Origin of the sequence: Streptomyces sp. NBC_00286, assembly GCF_036173125.1 — a bacterium.
In the GTDB taxonomy this organism is placed as follows: Bacteria; Actinomycetota; Actinomycetes; order Streptomycetales; family Streptomycetaceae; genus Streptomyces.
In genome coordinates, this window is record NZ_CP108054.1 from 9,825,418 (window position 1) to 9,839,798 (window position 14,381).

12 protein-coding genes are annotated in these 14,381 nt (G+C 71.4%); all 12 read right to left on the minus strand.

Annotation, left to right across the window (positions count from 1 at the left end):
* Positions 1 to 16 precede the first annotated feature (16 nt).
* On the minus strand, positions 17 to 1,849 hold the full coding sequence (locus OHT21_RS44400; protein WP_328773912.1) for a GMC family oxidoreductase: 1,833 nt from the start codon (positions 1,847 to 1,849) through the stop codon (positions 17 to 19).
* Positions 1,846 to 3,285 carry a hypothetical protein gene (locus OHT21_RS44405; protein ID WP_328773913.1) on the minus strand — a complete coding sequence of 480 codons (1,440 nt, stop codon included), beginning with the start codon at positions 3,283 to 3,285 and terminating at the stop codon, positions 1,846 to 1,848. The genes OHT21_RS44400 and OHT21_RS44405 overlap by 4 nt, the downstream gene beginning before the upstream one ends.
* Positions 3,282 to 3,968, minus strand: a complete 687-nt coding sequence (locus tag OHT21_RS44410; RefSeq protein ID WP_328773914.1) for a FadR/GntR family transcriptional regulator — start codon at positions 3,966 to 3,968, stop codon at positions 3,282 to 3,284. Before OHT21_RS44410 ends, OHT21_RS44405 begins: the two co-directional genes overlap by 4 nt.
* 333 nt (positions 3,969 to 4,301) lie before the next feature.
* A complete protein-coding gene (locus tag OHT21_RS44415; protein ID WP_328773915.1) occupies positions 4,302 to 5,243 on the minus strand; it encodes an IS3 family transposase in 942 nt (313 codons plus the stop codon).
* Positions 5,231 to 5,521, minus strand: coding sequence for a transposase (locus tag OHT21_RS44420; RefSeq protein ID WP_328770698.1), 291 nt, complete (start codon positions 5,519 to 5,521; stop codon positions 5,231 to 5,233). Before OHT21_RS44420 ends, OHT21_RS44415 begins: the two co-directional genes overlap by 13 nt.
* Before the next feature lie 257 nt (positions 5,522 to 5,778).
* Positions 5,779 to 6,663 carry a TniQ family protein gene (locus tag OHT21_RS44425; RefSeq protein WP_328773916.1) on the minus strand — a complete coding sequence of 295 codons (885 nt, stop codon included), beginning with the start codon at positions 6,661 to 6,663 and terminating at the stop codon, positions 5,779 to 5,781.
* Between the two features lie 26 nt (positions 6,664 to 6,689).
* Complete coding sequence (locus OHT21_RS44430) at positions 6,690 to 7,406, minus strand: TniB family NTP-binding protein (RefSeq protein ID WP_443050707.1); 717 nt, start codon at positions 7,404 to 7,406, stop codon at positions 6,690 to 6,692.
* Between the two features lie 115 nt (positions 7,407 to 7,521).
* Positions 7,522 to 8,241 carry a hypothetical protein gene (locus tag OHT21_RS44435; protein ID WP_328766002.1) on the minus strand — a complete coding sequence of 240 codons (720 nt, stop codon included), beginning with the start codon at positions 8,239 to 8,241 and terminating at the stop codon, positions 7,522 to 7,524.
* 7 nt (positions 8,242 to 8,248) lie between these two features.
* Positions 8,249 to 9,229 (minus strand): ATP-binding protein, encoded by a 981-nt coding sequence (locus OHT21_RS44440; protein ID WP_328773919.1) that lies wholly within the window; start codon positions 9,227 to 9,229, stop codon positions 8,249 to 8,251.
* Positions 9,230 to 9,333: 104 nt separating this feature from the next.
* Entirely contained in the window at positions 9,334 to 11,487 is a 2,154-nt protein-coding gene (locus OHT21_RS44445) for a Mu transposase C-terminal domain-containing protein (protein WP_328766001.1), read from the minus strand.
* Entirely contained in the window at positions 11,484 to 12,365 is an 882-nt protein-coding gene (locus tag OHT21_RS44450) for a TnsA-like heteromeric transposase endonuclease subunit (protein ID WP_328773918.1), read from the minus strand. Before OHT21_RS44450 ends, OHT21_RS44445 begins: the two co-directional genes overlap by 4 nt.
* Positions 12,366 to 12,560: 195 nt before the next feature.
* A complete protein-coding gene (locus OHT21_RS44455) occupies positions 12,561 to 13,958 on the minus strand; it encodes a DNA-binding protein (RefSeq protein ID WP_328766000.1) in 1,398 nt (465 codons plus the stop codon).
* Positions 13,959 to 14,381: the final 423 nt, after the last annotated feature.

The window sequence follows — 14,381 nt, forward strand, 5'->3', positions numbered from 1 at the left end:
TGCTGCCTCGTGTATGTCATCGCTCCACAAACGCCTGCGTGACCGCCAAGCCGGCAGCCATGATGCTCAGTTGCGGGTTCACCTCGGGACAACCGGGGAGCACGGAACCGTCCGCGATCAGGACTCCGTGCACCCCGCGGAGCCGCCCCGCGGCGTCTGCGGGGAAACGGTGCGGGTCCGCGCCCGCCGCGACCGTGCCGGTGGGATGGTAGGCCGAGAGGTGCAGCTGCCGTGCACTCGTGCCGGCGAGGGCGGTGTCGAGTTCCGCGAGGCTGTGCACCCGGGGTGTGGCAGGGATGCCGGTGAGCACCTCCTCGGCGCCGGCGGCGAAGAGGAGGTGTCCCATGGCACGCACGGCTCGCATGAGGCGTTCGGCATCGCGGCGATGAAGGTCGTAGCGGATCAGGGTTCGGTCGCGGCCGAGTACGCGGCCGGAGGGACGGTCGGCGATCATCGCGCCGAGGGTGGCGAGACGGTCGGCGCCCTCCAGTTCGCGGCGCAACTCGCCGCCCAGTCCGGGCAGTACGAAGGAGCCCATGCCGGGCGGGGTGGCGGTGGCCTCGATGAGGATGCCTTGGCCGTGGAGTTCCTCCACGCCGACGCTCTGCAGGACGCCCTCCCAGGCCGTGACTGGCTCGGTGAAGCGCCCTGCGACGCTGGTGGCCGGGTGGATGCTGAGGTTGCGGCCGAGTCGTGGATGGCGGCCTAGGCCTGAACGACGCAGCAGCGCAGGCGACTGGAGTGCGCCCGCGGCCACGACGATCAGGGGGGCGAGGATCTCGAAGCGGCCGCCGTCCCGGCGCACGCGCACACCTGCCGCTCGTGGTCCTCCGGGGCGGTCCGGATCGACGAGGATCGTCTCTACCCGTGCCTCGGTGACGATGCGGGCCCCCGCGGCGCAGGCGTCGGGCAGCACGGACAACTGCACGCTCTGTTTGGCACCGGTGGGGCAGCCCACGACGCACTGGCAAGAACCCTTGCAGCCAGGCGCGTTGCGGCGCAGGGGTGCGGCGGTCCAGCCGAGCGCGCGGGCAGCGTCGAGCGCGATCCGGCCATTGTTGCCGAGGACGTCGAGGGGTTGGGTGGCCACGCGCAGAGTGCGTTCGACCTCGTCCAGATGGGCGCCGAAGGCGTCGGCGAGCGCCCACCCGAAGTCCTTGCCCCAGCGGGAGAGGACATGAGCAGGAGTGCGGTAGCAGGTACCGGAGTTGACGATGGTGGTGCCGCCGACGGCCCGGCCCGTCGGCAGCAGCAGCGGCGGTCTGCCCAAGGCGAAGGTCGCTCCGCCGTCCCGGTAGAGCTCCGCGAATCGGTCGAGCGGGGTGCGCCCGCTGAACGACTCGGTGCTGTGGTGGTTCCCTTCTTCGAGGACGACGACATCCAGTCCGGCCCGGGCCAGGGACCGCGCGGCCATGGCGCCGCCTGCGCCCGAACCGATGACGACGGCGTCGGCGGTGGAGCGCGCCGGCCAGGCAGGCGCGGGCGTGCAGTCGAGCGGTGGGTCCTGGCGCGCGAGGCGACGGGCCGGCGGAGCGTGCTGGAGCATCCGCTCGGTTCCGGCGGCGAGGAGGACGGGCACTTTGAGTACGTCCAGCAAGGGCAGGAGTTCTTGCCGTGCGCCCAGTGCGGCGAGCACGGACTCCCGCTCGGGGCCGGAGAGCGCGGCCAGGCTCCGTCCCGTCCGTGCCCTGGCGCAGGCGTCCAGTGCGCGGGCCGCTGTGCGTACGCTGACCCGGGCAGGAAGCGGCATGGACGCGAGGAGCACGTCCAGTCGCGCGGGGACGCGTGCGGGCCAGTCGGCCGTGTCGTCGTCGGCGATGAGGGCGGCCACCAGGCCGGTCAGGCTCATCGCGTGCCCACCTCCGCATGAGCCGTGCCGTCGAGCGTCCACTCGGCCTCGGTGCGCCAGCCGCCGAACCACCAGCGCTCCAGCAGCACATGCGCGTCGGAGCGTTCGCTGTTGCGGCAGATCGCGGCGGAGCCGTCCGGGTCGGTGTAGTCCAGTGTCAGGGTTCGGTCGGCGGGCTGGGTGACCTCGACGCGGATCCGGCGCAGTCCGCTGCGGCCGGTGACCGTCCAGGTGGGCAGGTCGATGGCGGCGCGGAAACGTCCCGGCCCGGCCCAGCCGACCGCCGGGCGTTCGGGGCGGCGTGGCCAGGTGCGGCCGTTTCGGCGCAGGCGAAGGAAGACCAAGGGCGGCAGTCTGCGCAGACCCGGCCTCATGGAGACGGCGGTGACGATCTCCAGGACGTCTTCGCCGCCGAGGTCCGCGTGCAGCCACGCCCAGCGGCGCGCGTTGCCGTGACCGTAGATCCGGGCGGATGCGCCGGGGGCCGCGGTGAGGGTCAGAGTCGTGTCGTCGTGGGTGAAGGTCCCGTCGTACAAGGCCCGTGCGGCGGGGAGTATCTGTGCGGCGGGCAGCAAGGACCGGCGCCAGGACCAGCGGGGAAAGGTGAACAGCGGCTCGGCTGTGGGGCGTTCGGTGACGTCCCAGTGCAGGGCGCCGTTCTCCGCCGAGCCGGTCAGACGGCCGGGCCGCACCGTGACTCCGTCCGCGCTGAATCCGTCCTTGTGGGTACCCCACTTGGCAGGTCCGAAGCGGGCATGTCGCACGGGCCCGTCGGCGAGGAACACCGCTGCCCAGCCATGCGCGTACGGTTCGGATCCGTCGGCGGGCGCGGTGAGCTCGTGGTGGAGCCACACCCCGCTGCCGGTCGCGGCGTCGGTGACGGTCGTGTACCAGACCTCGGTACGACCCGGCTCCCCTTTCCAGCGGGGTGCGAGGAGCGCGCCGGCATCCTCCCGCCGGGGGAATCGGAAGCTCGCGAGGAATGGAAGGAGCTGCGTGAGTACGGGGAAGCGGAGGGTTCCGGTTCCGATCCGTGAGCCGTCCTCGTACAGCGTGTACGGCAGTACTGTCATCGAGGCCACCGGTCTGCGGGGCGTCACAGACTTCCAGCCCTCGAGCGTCAGCCGACGGCCTTCGGCGGTGAATGCGATGTGGTAGCGGATACGGCCTCGCGCGAGGGGCGAGATCTCCAACTCGCCCTCGGCAGCAGGGTCGTCGGCCCAGCCGGCGATTCGTATCCGCCCGGTGGCGCGGGCCCCGGTTGTGCCGAACAGCCGTAGGACACGGTCCGCCGACACCCTCAGATCCAGGCGTATCCGGCGGGTTCGGTCCTCGTCGTCGAGCCGGAGCGTGCCGAGCATCGTCTCGCTGAAGTCCGTGCCGCGTCCCGGGCCGACGGCATTGGTGCCGATGCCCGGCGGGATGTGCGCGCTCATGCGAGGCCCTCCAGCATGGTTCGCTCGGTCGCCGCAAGATATTTCTCCGCCGCACGCCGGGCGCCGTCCGCCTCGCCGGCCGATACCGCTTCGACGACGGGCTCCAGGCGCCCGTAGGCCACTTCCGGGTCGGTGAACGGCCCCGCGAGCGCGGCGCGCACCGGCAGATAAGCGTTGAACAGAGTGTTGGTCAGCAGGACGTAGACCCGGTTGCCGGTGGCCCGGGCCAGGGCCCGGTGCACCTCGATGTCGGCGAGCTGCACGTCGCTGCCGCCCCGAGCCTCCCGCACAGCCTCCAGCAGGGTGCGCAGCTCGGCACACTGCCGGTCGGTCGCCCGGATCGCGGCGCGCTCTGCGATCAATGCGCCGATGCTGCGCCGAACTTCGAAGATCTCCGCGATCCAGTCGGGGCTGTGGCGTACGAGCATGGGCAGCAGGTCGGCGCCTCCCAGGTGGAGATAGTCCCGCACGCGGGTGCCGACACCGTGCCGGGTCTCCAGCAGCCCTGCCTGCATCAGTCGGCCGAAGGCGTGCTTGAGGGTGTTGCGGGTGACGCCGTAGCCGTCGGCGAGCGTGCGTTCGGGCGGCAGATAACTCCCGGAGGGGTGCCGCCCAGTGAGGATGTCCTCACGCAGACGGCTCTCCAGGACGTCAACGATGGTCTCGCGGGGCAGTGCCTCCACGTCATCCCTCCCAGTGGCTCAGTGGGTGATCCATCAAACTAATAAGTGGGTGGCTGGGTCAATGACTGTGTCGCTGCGAGTCTGCGTGACTTCTCGTCGACGAGGTGCTCGGCGGGCAGCAGACCACGGCGCTTGCGCCGGGAGTGGATGCCGGGCGCGACCTGGGCATCGCTCGTGGTGGCCGGTGTGGTAGCCCATCACCCTGGCCATGCTCGCCCACACCTAATGGGCGGCGGCGCTCTTGCACCGCTCACCGTGGCAGAAATCCGGCGACTCCTGGCAGTTGGCCGTCCCTCGCTGACTGTCAATCCCCAGTTTTCGTAGAGACGTTGGTTATGCGGCCTGGCCTTCCTGATCGGTCCGGGCTCGCGCTTCCTGGATGATCCGTTCGAACTCAGCGGGCGGTTTCCCGCCGGCCGCGCTGTGGCGGCGCTTGGTGTTGTAGAAGTCCGCGATCCACGTCGCGGTCTTCAGCCGGGCCTCGGCCCGCGTACGGAACGTGTGCCGGTGGACGTACTCGACTTTGAGGACGGAGTGGAACGACTCCGCGGCGGCGTTGTCCAGGGCGGACCCGACGCGCCCCATGGACTGCACCACGCCCCAGCGGCCGCACAGCTGCTGGAACGCCTCGGACGTGTATTCGCTGCCGCGGTCCGTGTGGAAGATGACGCCGTCGACCTGGCCGTCTCTTGTCGCGATCGCCATCTGCAGGGCGGCGCTGACCAGCGCGGTATCGTGCCGCTCGCCCATCGCGTAGCCCAGAGCGCGGCGGGAGAAGGCGTCGTGGACGGATGCGAGGTAGAGCGTGCCCTCACCGGTGTCGATCTCCGTCATGTCGCCCCACCACAGCACGTCGGGCGCGATGGCGTCGAACTTGCGTCGTACCAGGTCAGGGGCGGCTTTCCGCTTGCCGGGGCGGGTCAGCGAGCGGCGTCGACGAGGCGGCTTGCGGCCCTGCAGGCCGAGCTCGGCCATGATCTCGGCGACGGTGTTCTGCGACACCTGCCAGCCCTCCTCCCACAGATCCAACGTGATCCTCGGGGAGCCGTACGTCTGGCCGGAGCGGTCGAAGAAGCAGCGGATCCGCTCGGCCAGGGCAGTCCTTCTGACCTCACGCTTCGTCGGCTCGGCCGGGCGGCGGCGCCACTTGTAGAACCACGCCTCCGACACCCCGAGTGCCCGGCAGGCGATGCGATGCGGAATGTTCTCCTCGGTCTTGCAGTCGCTGATCGCCCCGACCACTGCGGCCGGGTCCGCCGCAGCTACTTCACCCACAAGACCATGCAGCGTTTGAGCACATCACGCTCCATGGCCAGCTCCTTGTTGTCCTTCTTCAGCTGCGCGTTCTCCCGCCGCAGCCGCGCGAGCTCCTCGCTCTCACCAGCCGTCTCGGCCCCTCCCGCCCTGCGGGCCCGGGACACCCAACTGGCCAGCGTGGTCTCGTTGATCCCGAGGTCCTTCGCCACCTGCGTGATCGGCTTGCCGGTCTCGGTCACGATCCGCACAGCCCCCGCACGGAACTCCGCGTCAAACTTCCGTCTCTTGCCCGCCATGACTCCCAACTTCCCCTGCAGTCACGGTCTCTACGCTACGAGGGGAAGGTCAGAGTGGCATTTCCCTTCCGTGGTCCAGGCTTACGCGGGGCCGAGGCGCCGACGACCGGTGGTATGTGGGCTGAGCTGGCTGTTTGTGCTGCGCAGTGAGCTGAGTGTGGTGCCGATTTTTGCGCAGGGTAATTGGCGCGCCTGTAGGTACGGGAGTTGTCAGGCGGTGTGCTGGGGCCGGGACAATGAGAGGGTGTGGGGCTGTTTCAGCGGGTGGTCAGGCGTTGCCAGAGCAGGTCGTGGTCGGCGGGTGCGAGGCGGGGCAATTGGAGGCGGCTGGCCAGGTGGTGGAGGAAGGCGCTCTGCTGCGCGCGTGTCAGGGGTTGCCGGGGCAGGCGGTCAAGGGCCGCGGCGAGGGTGAGGGTCTCGGGGTAGGTGATCAGGTTCCGGCAGGTGAGAGCTGGGGAGGCCGGGCCTGAGGGGATGTGGGGGTTGGCGTCGGTGAGCCGCTGCAGGCGGGTGTGCCAGCGCTCGTGCAGGTGCTGGTGGTGGTCGTACCACCGCGTCGTGATCGTCGAGGCCCAGCTCAGGGAGGCTGTCGTCGCACGGCGGCGGGCGCCTGGGCGGGTTCGGGTGAGTTCGGGGACGGGGCGGATGTCGAGGGGTGCGGGGTGCCGGGGGTCGCTGGCGGCCTGCTGGTGGCGGGTGCAGATCATGATCCGGGGCGGGCTGGGTGCCGGGTGGATCCATGCGGGGACGGCTTTGTGCGGGCTGCGGCGGATGGTGCAGGCGGTGCATGCCGGCAGCGGCTGCACCGCGGGCTGGGCGGGCTGCCAGCGGGCGGTGGCGGCGTGGGCCGTGCCGATGGCGGCGGGCGGGGGCTGGCGGGGCAGTGCGCGGGCGAGGTGTGCGGGCGGGATGCGGGTGAAGGCGGACAGGCGGCGGGCGGCTTCGGTGCTGAGGTGGATGTCGGTGGCGGGCGGGCCCGTTGGGGTGCCGGTGGCGGTGATGTGCAGGCCGTCGAGGAGGTGGGCGGCACTCAGGTGGTAGGCGGCTGCGAGGCGGGTGAGGTAGGAGGCGGTGGCCTCGCGGGGCAGCGGCCTCACGCGCAGTGCGCCGGGCGCGGACGGCCACATGGTGCCGGCTCGCACGGCAGAGCTGCTGGCGGTGTGGGCGGTCACCGGCTGCTGGGCCGGGTGCGGCGGCTCGTTGGGGTGCGGGGCCGGTAGTGCTCCTCGGCGAGGTGGTCCAGCGCGATGGTCTCCAGCAGTGTTTTGGTGATGCGTTCGCTGCTGTCGAGGATGGCTTCGATGGCGGCCTGGCGGATCAGGCGGGCCAGGCTGCCGATCCGTCCGGCGGTCCGCTCGTGCAGGTAGGGCGCCAGCCTGGGCAGGCTGCCCGGCCGGTGTGCGGTGAGGTCGAGGGCCTGTTCCAGGGCGGCGATCAGCTCGCGGAACGGCTCGCGGCCGCCGGCGCGGGCGGGCAGTGCCCCGCAGTCGATCAGGGAGGCGCGTCCGGCCAGTTGCGCCCCGCGCACCCCGGAGAATACGGCGCTGGCGGTGACGTCGATGCCGGCGTAGACGAAGGTGGCGGGCACGCGTTCGGTGAGGTCCTTGAGCCAGTCGGCTGCCTCGGCGCCGCTGGAGGTGCGCGGGTTGAGCCGGTGGATCTCGTCGGTCAGCACGAGCTTGACCCCGGCCGCGGTGTAGGTGTGGCAGACGGCTGTGGTGATCTGCGCGGTGGTCATGCGCGTGGTGACGGGGATGCCGAGGTAGCGGGCGAACTCCCCGGCCAGCGTCTTGGCTGGTGGCGGCCGAGGATCTGTCGATCCGGGGGTGGGTAGTTGGTGTGCTGGGTGGGGTGTGAGCTGCGGGGTTGGGTGTTCGTTGAGAATGGGCTTTGGCGGGGGTTGGGTGGGGCTGACCTGGGGTTGTGTGGGTTGTAGTGGGAATTTCCGGGGTGTTGCGGGTAGCTTCTGCGTCTAATGGTCTGGGGTGTGTTTTGGCTGTTCAGGCGTGTTGTGCCTGGTCGTAGGCCTGGCCTGGTGTCGGTGTGTTGGAGGGACTGTTCGGGCGGGGTCGGGGGCTGGTAGCTCCTGGTTCGGTGGTTGGTGGGTTGGGGGTTTTGCCGGTCCAGTACAGGGCGGTGTCGATGTCGCGTGCGGTCCAGCCGTCGGCGGGTGCTGCGCCGTGCTTGAGGAGGTCGTCGAGGAGTTGCATGTAGCGGCCGTAGCGTCCCGGTGCGCGGGTGAGGGTGAGATCCAGGGTGTCCAGGGCGTGTTGGACGCGGCGGTCGTAGACGGCCATCCGTGTGGGTGCCGCTGCTGTCAGGGCGGCTGAGGCGAGGGCGTCGCCGGTACGGAAGCCGGGCAGTTCCCACATGATGCTGCGTCCTGTGCGGGCGGCCTCACTGCGCGGTACCGCGGTGTCGCGGACTGCGGTGACGGCCCGCTTGGTGACCTCGCGTACGTGTGCGTCGGGCAGGGACATGAGCGCCGATACCCACGGCGTCTGTGCGGAGAGCCGTTTCCAGACGACCAGGGCCGCGATGTCCGTCTTCCCGAGGCTGCCGGCGTCTTCGGTCCGTTGTGCGACGTCGTGGAACACCTCGTCGTAGTGCGGTGAGACTCCTGCCAGGTAGCCGGCACGGGCGGGGATCAGGACGTCCCACACCTGGCCCGGGACGGCAGCGAATTCATCGTCAGTCGGCGTTTCCCCAGTCTTCTTCACGTCCGCATCATGCCGGTGTGGACGGTCGGCGGGTCCGGGGACGCGTTGCTTCTTCGGCGAGGTGGTCGAGCTGGATGGCTTCCAGTGTTTTCTTGGTGATGCGTTCGGTGCCGTCGCAGATGGCGGTGATGGCGGCTTGGCGGATGAGGCGGGTGAGGCTGCCGATGCGGCCGGCGGTGCGCTGGTGGAGGTAGGCGTGGTGGCGGGGGAGGGTGCCTGGGCGGTGGTGTTGGAGGTCGAGGGCGTTTTCGAGGTCGGTGATGACGTCGGTGAAGGGGTGCCGGTTGCCGTGGCGGGCGGGGAGGGGGCCGCAGGTGATGAGGGTGGCGCGGCCGGCGAGTTGGGCGCCGCGCACGCCGCTGAACAGGGGTGTGGCGGTGACGTCGATTCCGGCGTAGACGAAGGTGGCGCCGATGCGTTCGGTGAGGTCCTTCAACAGGTCGGCGGCTTGGGCGCCGGTGGTGGTGCGGGGGTTGAGGCGGTGGATCTCGTCGATGAGGACGAGTTGAATGCCGGCGGTGTTGTAGGTGTGGCAGACGGCTTCGGTGATCTGGGCCTGGGTCATGCGGGTGGTGGTGGGGATGCCGAGGTAGCGGGCGAATTCGGCGGTGAGGGTCTTCGCGGTGGCGCCGGGCGGGACGAGGACGTAGGCGACCGGTACGTGAGGGTGGTGGCCGGGCGGGGTGGGGGTGCGGTGGGTGTGGGCGAGGTGGCAGGTGCGTCCGACGTGGAGCAGGGCGGTGGTTTTGCCTGCTGCTGCGGGGCCGGTGACGATCAGTGAGGGCCGTGCGGTGGTGGTCTGGTGGCGGCCGAGGATCATCAGGGTGCGCACGCTGGTGGCGAGGGTGTCGATGGCGGGGGTGCGGACGGTGACGAACGCGGAGTGGTAGTCGAGGCGTTCCTCCGGGCTGCGGGGCTCTTCGCCGGGCTGTGGCGGGGCGGGTGGCGCCGTGGTGGCGAAGTGGTGCCAGCCCTGCCAGGTGGTCACCGGCCAAGACGCGGTCATTGTGTCCGCTGTGGACTGCCCCGCTCGGCCGGCGTCGGGTGTGGTGTTGCTGCCGGGATCGGCGGCTGTGGCGGGCGGGCGGGTGTTCACCATTTCAGGGCCTCCGCACGGGCGTCGTAGAGACCGAGTCCGGTGTAGGGGACGGCGGGCGAGCCGTCGTCGGCGTCGTCTTCTTCCGCGTCCAGGTCCAGGTCCTGTTCCTCGTCGAGGTCGTCGAGGCTGTCGGTGTCCGTCCCGGGCCCGGCCGGGCCGGCACCGGACTCTGTTTCGCTCGGGTGGCTGCTTCCGGAGCGCGGTGGGGGCAGGGGTGTTCGGGCAGGCTGGGTGCGGGCCAGGAGGCGTTGTTCGCCTGCGGTGGCGTTACCGGCGTGGGTGCGGCGCATGAGCTGGTCGAGGGCGTCGGCGAGATCGGCCTCAAGGCTGTCGGGGTCGGTGTGGCGGGTGACGGTGGTGCGGATGTGCTGCCAGGTCTGTTCGTTGAACGGGCGGTGGACGTGGGCGCGGTGGATCCAGGGGATCTCGGCGAACGTGCCGTCGGGCAGGCGCAGCCAGATCTGGCGGGCGTCGTGGGGATTGGTGTGGACTTCCCATTTACCGCCGCGGGCGGTGATGGGGGAGGGCTGCCCGCGGTAGGGGGCCAGGAGGTCGCAGTCGTAGGTGCGGTGGTGCAGGCGGATGCCGCGTTCGGTGATGGCCTGCCAGCGCACCGGCAGCAGTTCGAGGTAGTCGTCCCTGGTGAGGGGGACGGGGACGTACCCGGCGACCGAGATGAGGGCGGCCCACATCTGGTTCGGTGTCAGTGCGGCCTTGGGCAGCACGGGATGGCGCAGCCCTTGGTGCGGGCGGTGGTGGTAGTGCACGAGCCATTCGTCGAGGAGGTCCTGCAACTGCGCGAGGGTGAAGCACGCCTCGCGTTCGGCGTCGCGCCCGCGGCGGGTGACGTCGGAGCCGGTGTAGCCGGGCAGGTGCTGGCAGAACAGGGTGTTGATCGAGCCGAAGGTCCGCTCGACGATGCCCTTGGCGGTGGGCGCATAGGGCGGGGCGGGCTGCACGCTGACGCCGAGGGTCTCGCAGGCGGCGGTGAACGCCCTGGAAAGGAACACTTTGCCCCGGTCCACGACGATCGTCTCGGGGATCACGACCGGGCGGGCGGCCGCGCCCTGAAGTCGCTCGTCCAGCGTCAGCAACCGGGCCAGGGGGAGCAGTTGGGTGTGGGTGAAGCGCAGGGCGTCGGGCCAGGGGGGCTTCGCCGGGTGAGGGACGGCCATCTCCGCCAGCAGCAGTGCCGCGTCCACGGCCTGAGTGCCGCCCGGACAGAGCACGGCCGCCAGGATCGCTCGCGTTGCGACGTCTACCGCAATGGTCATCTCAGGCCGGCCCAGGGTGCCGTCGTCGAACAGGGCCAGGACATCGAGCCGGGTGGTATCGATCTGCACCTGCTCTCCGGGCCGCAGGGCGACGGTGGGCGTGTGCCCCCGTCCGTCCTCGGTGAGGGGCGGGGTGCGCACCGGCTGTGCGGGATGGTCGGCGGGGCCGGCGAGCTGATGGACGAGCCGGTAGAACGTGGCCTGCGCCGGCATCGCCACCGCGCCGCCGTGCCGGTCCTCAAGGATGTGCGCGACCAGCGGCATCAGCCCTTTGATGGTGCCTTTGGAACGGCCGCGCTGGCGGCGCAGCGCCTCCTTGACCGCGGCGACGACCCGCTCGTCGGCCCGCCCGGTGGGGCTCGGGCCGCGGGTGGTGCGGTGGTCGATGAGCCCCCACAGGCCCTGTTTGCGGTAGGCCAGGCGCATGCGCTGCACCGTCGTACGGGACACCCGGCCGAAGCCGAGCGCGGTCAGCTCTGCTGCTTTGGCCTGTTCCCGTTCGGCCAGCGTGTGCTGCCCGGGGTCGTACTCCTCCCGCACCGGCCCGCCGCTGCCCAGCCCGCCGGGCAACCCGCACTCGACTTCCCGGATGTGGCGCTGCCAGGCCAGCGCCTTCTCCCGCGCCGCGGCCGGGGCGGTCTCGAACAGCCCCCACCGCGGCGCCGCCTGAGGCTGCTGCGCCTCCGTTCCCAGCAGGGCGAAGCCTGGATCGGCGAAGAGATGCCCGGCGAGCACCGCCTCGTCACTGCCGTCCTCGCCGGCCAGGTGGACGCGCTGCCCGGCCAGGGCGACGACCTGCCACCGCGATCCGCGGAAGCGGACGTGTGCCCCGACCGCCACCACAGGCCGGCCGCTCTGCCGGCCGCTGTTCACACCGCCTCCCCGCGCCCAGCCCCGCCGCGCCCCGCGCCTGACGCCGGGTACTCGGCCGCGGGGACGCAGCCCTGGCTCTCCTCGCCACGCCCAGCGCCGGCGCCATCGTGCAGGTTTTTGGCGGGCACTGCGCCACTGCCCCGACGGAGGGAGCCCGGACTGACGATGACCCGTTCGTGCAGCGGCGTCTCCAATGTTGTCGTGAGTGTGTGGTGCCACAGGGCGTGGAAGACGGCCGGGAGGACCTCGATCGGGTCGCCGGCCGCTTCGGCGCCCTCGATCAGCGGCCGCGGCCGCGCGAATGCCTCAAGGACATCCGTCATCAGGCTGGGCCTGCCCTGGTTGCGGGGGTGGCGGTAGCCGGCCAGCCACTTCAGGTTCGCCGCCACCACCTCATCCAGCGGCGCCAGGCGCCGGTAGCTCCAGCCGATGTCCGCGCACGCCGCAGCCACCGCCTGCGCGGCCTTCAGGGCGCGTTCACCGCCGGTGTCGGGGCGGCCGGGGCAGTCGGCCAGCAGGGCGGTGCCGTCGACGTAGCGGGCGAACAACTGCGGCACCCAGGAACGCACCTGACCGCGGTGGTTGCGCCACAGCAGCCGTACTGGCCGTCCGGCCATGCCGGTGACCTGCGGGTCGCGGTCCAGGGCCATCAGCTGCGTACGCATGGCGTTCGATCCGGCGGCCACGTGCCGCCCGGTGGTGGCCGACCACCACAGCCCCGGCCCCCACCGCCGTCCCGGCACTACCGGGAACGCTGACACCGGATCGAGGTCTTCGAACGCGACCGCGAGGGCGGCGTCCGCCCACCGCTGCTGCACCGCCTGCCCGACGGGGTCGAGGAAGACCGCCTCGAACCCGGCCCCGATGTTCACATCCACCTGTCCCGGCCTGCTGCCAGGCCCGGCCGCCGCACCCTTGCCGCTCACCCGCCCAGCCAAACCGGCCCGGCTGCCGGCCGGGGGCTGTTTCCGCGTTTCGATCACGTGGCGCCGCGCGATGCGGTAATACCGGGCCACCACGCCAGCGCCTCAAAAGACCTGTCCCGGGCCGCCCAACCCCCGGCGAACCGGCGCCTATCCGTCGCCCGCGTCCTGGTAGGCCTTGAGCGCGTCCGCCAACGGGCCGGAGGGCAGCTTCGCCCACTGGGCCACATCCTGCGGCGGCACCCCGGCGTTCACGGCCGCCACGACAGTGTGCTGCAGGGCCTTCTCGAGCAGGGCGGCACTGTAGCTGAGGATGCGCAGCAGATGCTGGGCCACGTCCGCACTCGAACCGGTCTGCGCCCCGCGCAGCTGGATGAGCTGCTCCTGAGCGCCGTCGACGAGGCTGGTGATCTGGGCGCGCTGCTCGGCGGGCACGGCCGAGCGCCACATCGTCCCCGAGCCGGGCGCCTTCTTCTCCTTGCCCAGCACGCGCAGCTGTCCGGCCATGGTGGAGGGCTGGTTTTCCTGGCGCAGCCACCAGGGGTCGTTGTCGTATCCGGGCGGTCCGCCGGCGCCGCGGCGGATGCGGATGACGCTGCCCATCCAGGAGGTCAGCGGGCCGCCGTAGTCGGTCGCGGCCAGCGGCCCCAGCCAGTCCCGGTCCACCCGCTCGCCGAGCCGGCGGCAGAACATCCCGTCGGCGGGCAGCGCCCGTGGCCGCCCGGCGCCGCTGTCGAGCCATGCCAGCTGTGCCATGGCCGGGTCCAGCAGCGCGTCGGCGACGGCCACCACCTCGGGGAAGACGACCGCGTCCCGCCCCACGATCCGCCACCGCTCCAAGTCCGTCCCGGCGTTGCCGCCCGCGACCTGGTGCAGGCGCCGCGGCCAGATCGTCTCCCGCTCCCAGCTGAAGGCCTGCTCCCACCAGCGGGCCACCACCGCGTGCGCCAGCGCGAAAACCCGCCCCGGCTCTGCTCCTGCCCGCACCGCCCGCCGCGCCACCCCGGCCCACCGCCGCTGCGCAGCGGTCACTTCCGGCAGGTGCCGCACGTCCAGATGCTCAAGGGGCTGGTCGGCGTCCGCGTCCAGGAGCCACCTCCCGTGCCGGACACACACCCGCTCCCACCGGGGCGCGTATCGCACCGCCCGCACGACCGTCCCCGTACGCCGGGCCGCGCACAGGCGGCAGCCGAACGCCACCGGCCCCGCGACCGCGCCGCCGATCCGCCACGCCGCCGCCGGCACTCCGTCCTCCCTGTCGGGCAGCTTGGCACCCTCCTGTCCCCAGGACGGCAACGCCCGCGCCAACACGTCCTCCTCGACACCGCACACGGCTGTCAGTACCTGCCGTCCGGCCGCGTTCAGCAGCACCTCGGCGTCGGCCCGAGCGCCCCCGCCGTCGTGCCCAGGCTGGTAGTTGCGCCAGTGCCAGCAGGACCGCAACACCTTCGCTTCCAGCCCGTAGCGGCTCGCGATGCGGCAGATCAGCGACGAGGTCGTCTCTCCCTGCAGGGGAGCGATCCGCAGGAGGCCGGGGTAATGGGTCACTCCAGCACGGTCTCGTGTTCGCCGTCCCGGCGGGGGTTTTCGCAATGGATGCTCAGCAGATCGAGACCACCTCACCCCTGCCGACCGGAGCCGTCGCGATCAAAGCGCCCCTCAGCGGCCGCCCCGGTGCCGGCTCGTCTCGGAGCGCCAGACGCCCGCCCAGCCCGCGCGCCCCCCGGGGGGCCTGGAGTCGACGCGGATCCTTCCCATCTGCATCAATCTTCCAGCCCAGTCAACCCTGTGACCTGGGGAAACAGTGTGAGGGGCGGGTCGGCAGGGGGAGTTGGGAAAAATTCTTGCCGTCCGGCATCCGGATCTGGCCCTCCTGTGGCGTGTAAGAGATGAGGGCCCTGTGCCCTCGTCAACGAGTTCGTCACTACTGGAAGGCCTGGTCGATGACTTGGTCGTACTGGGTGGGAGCGG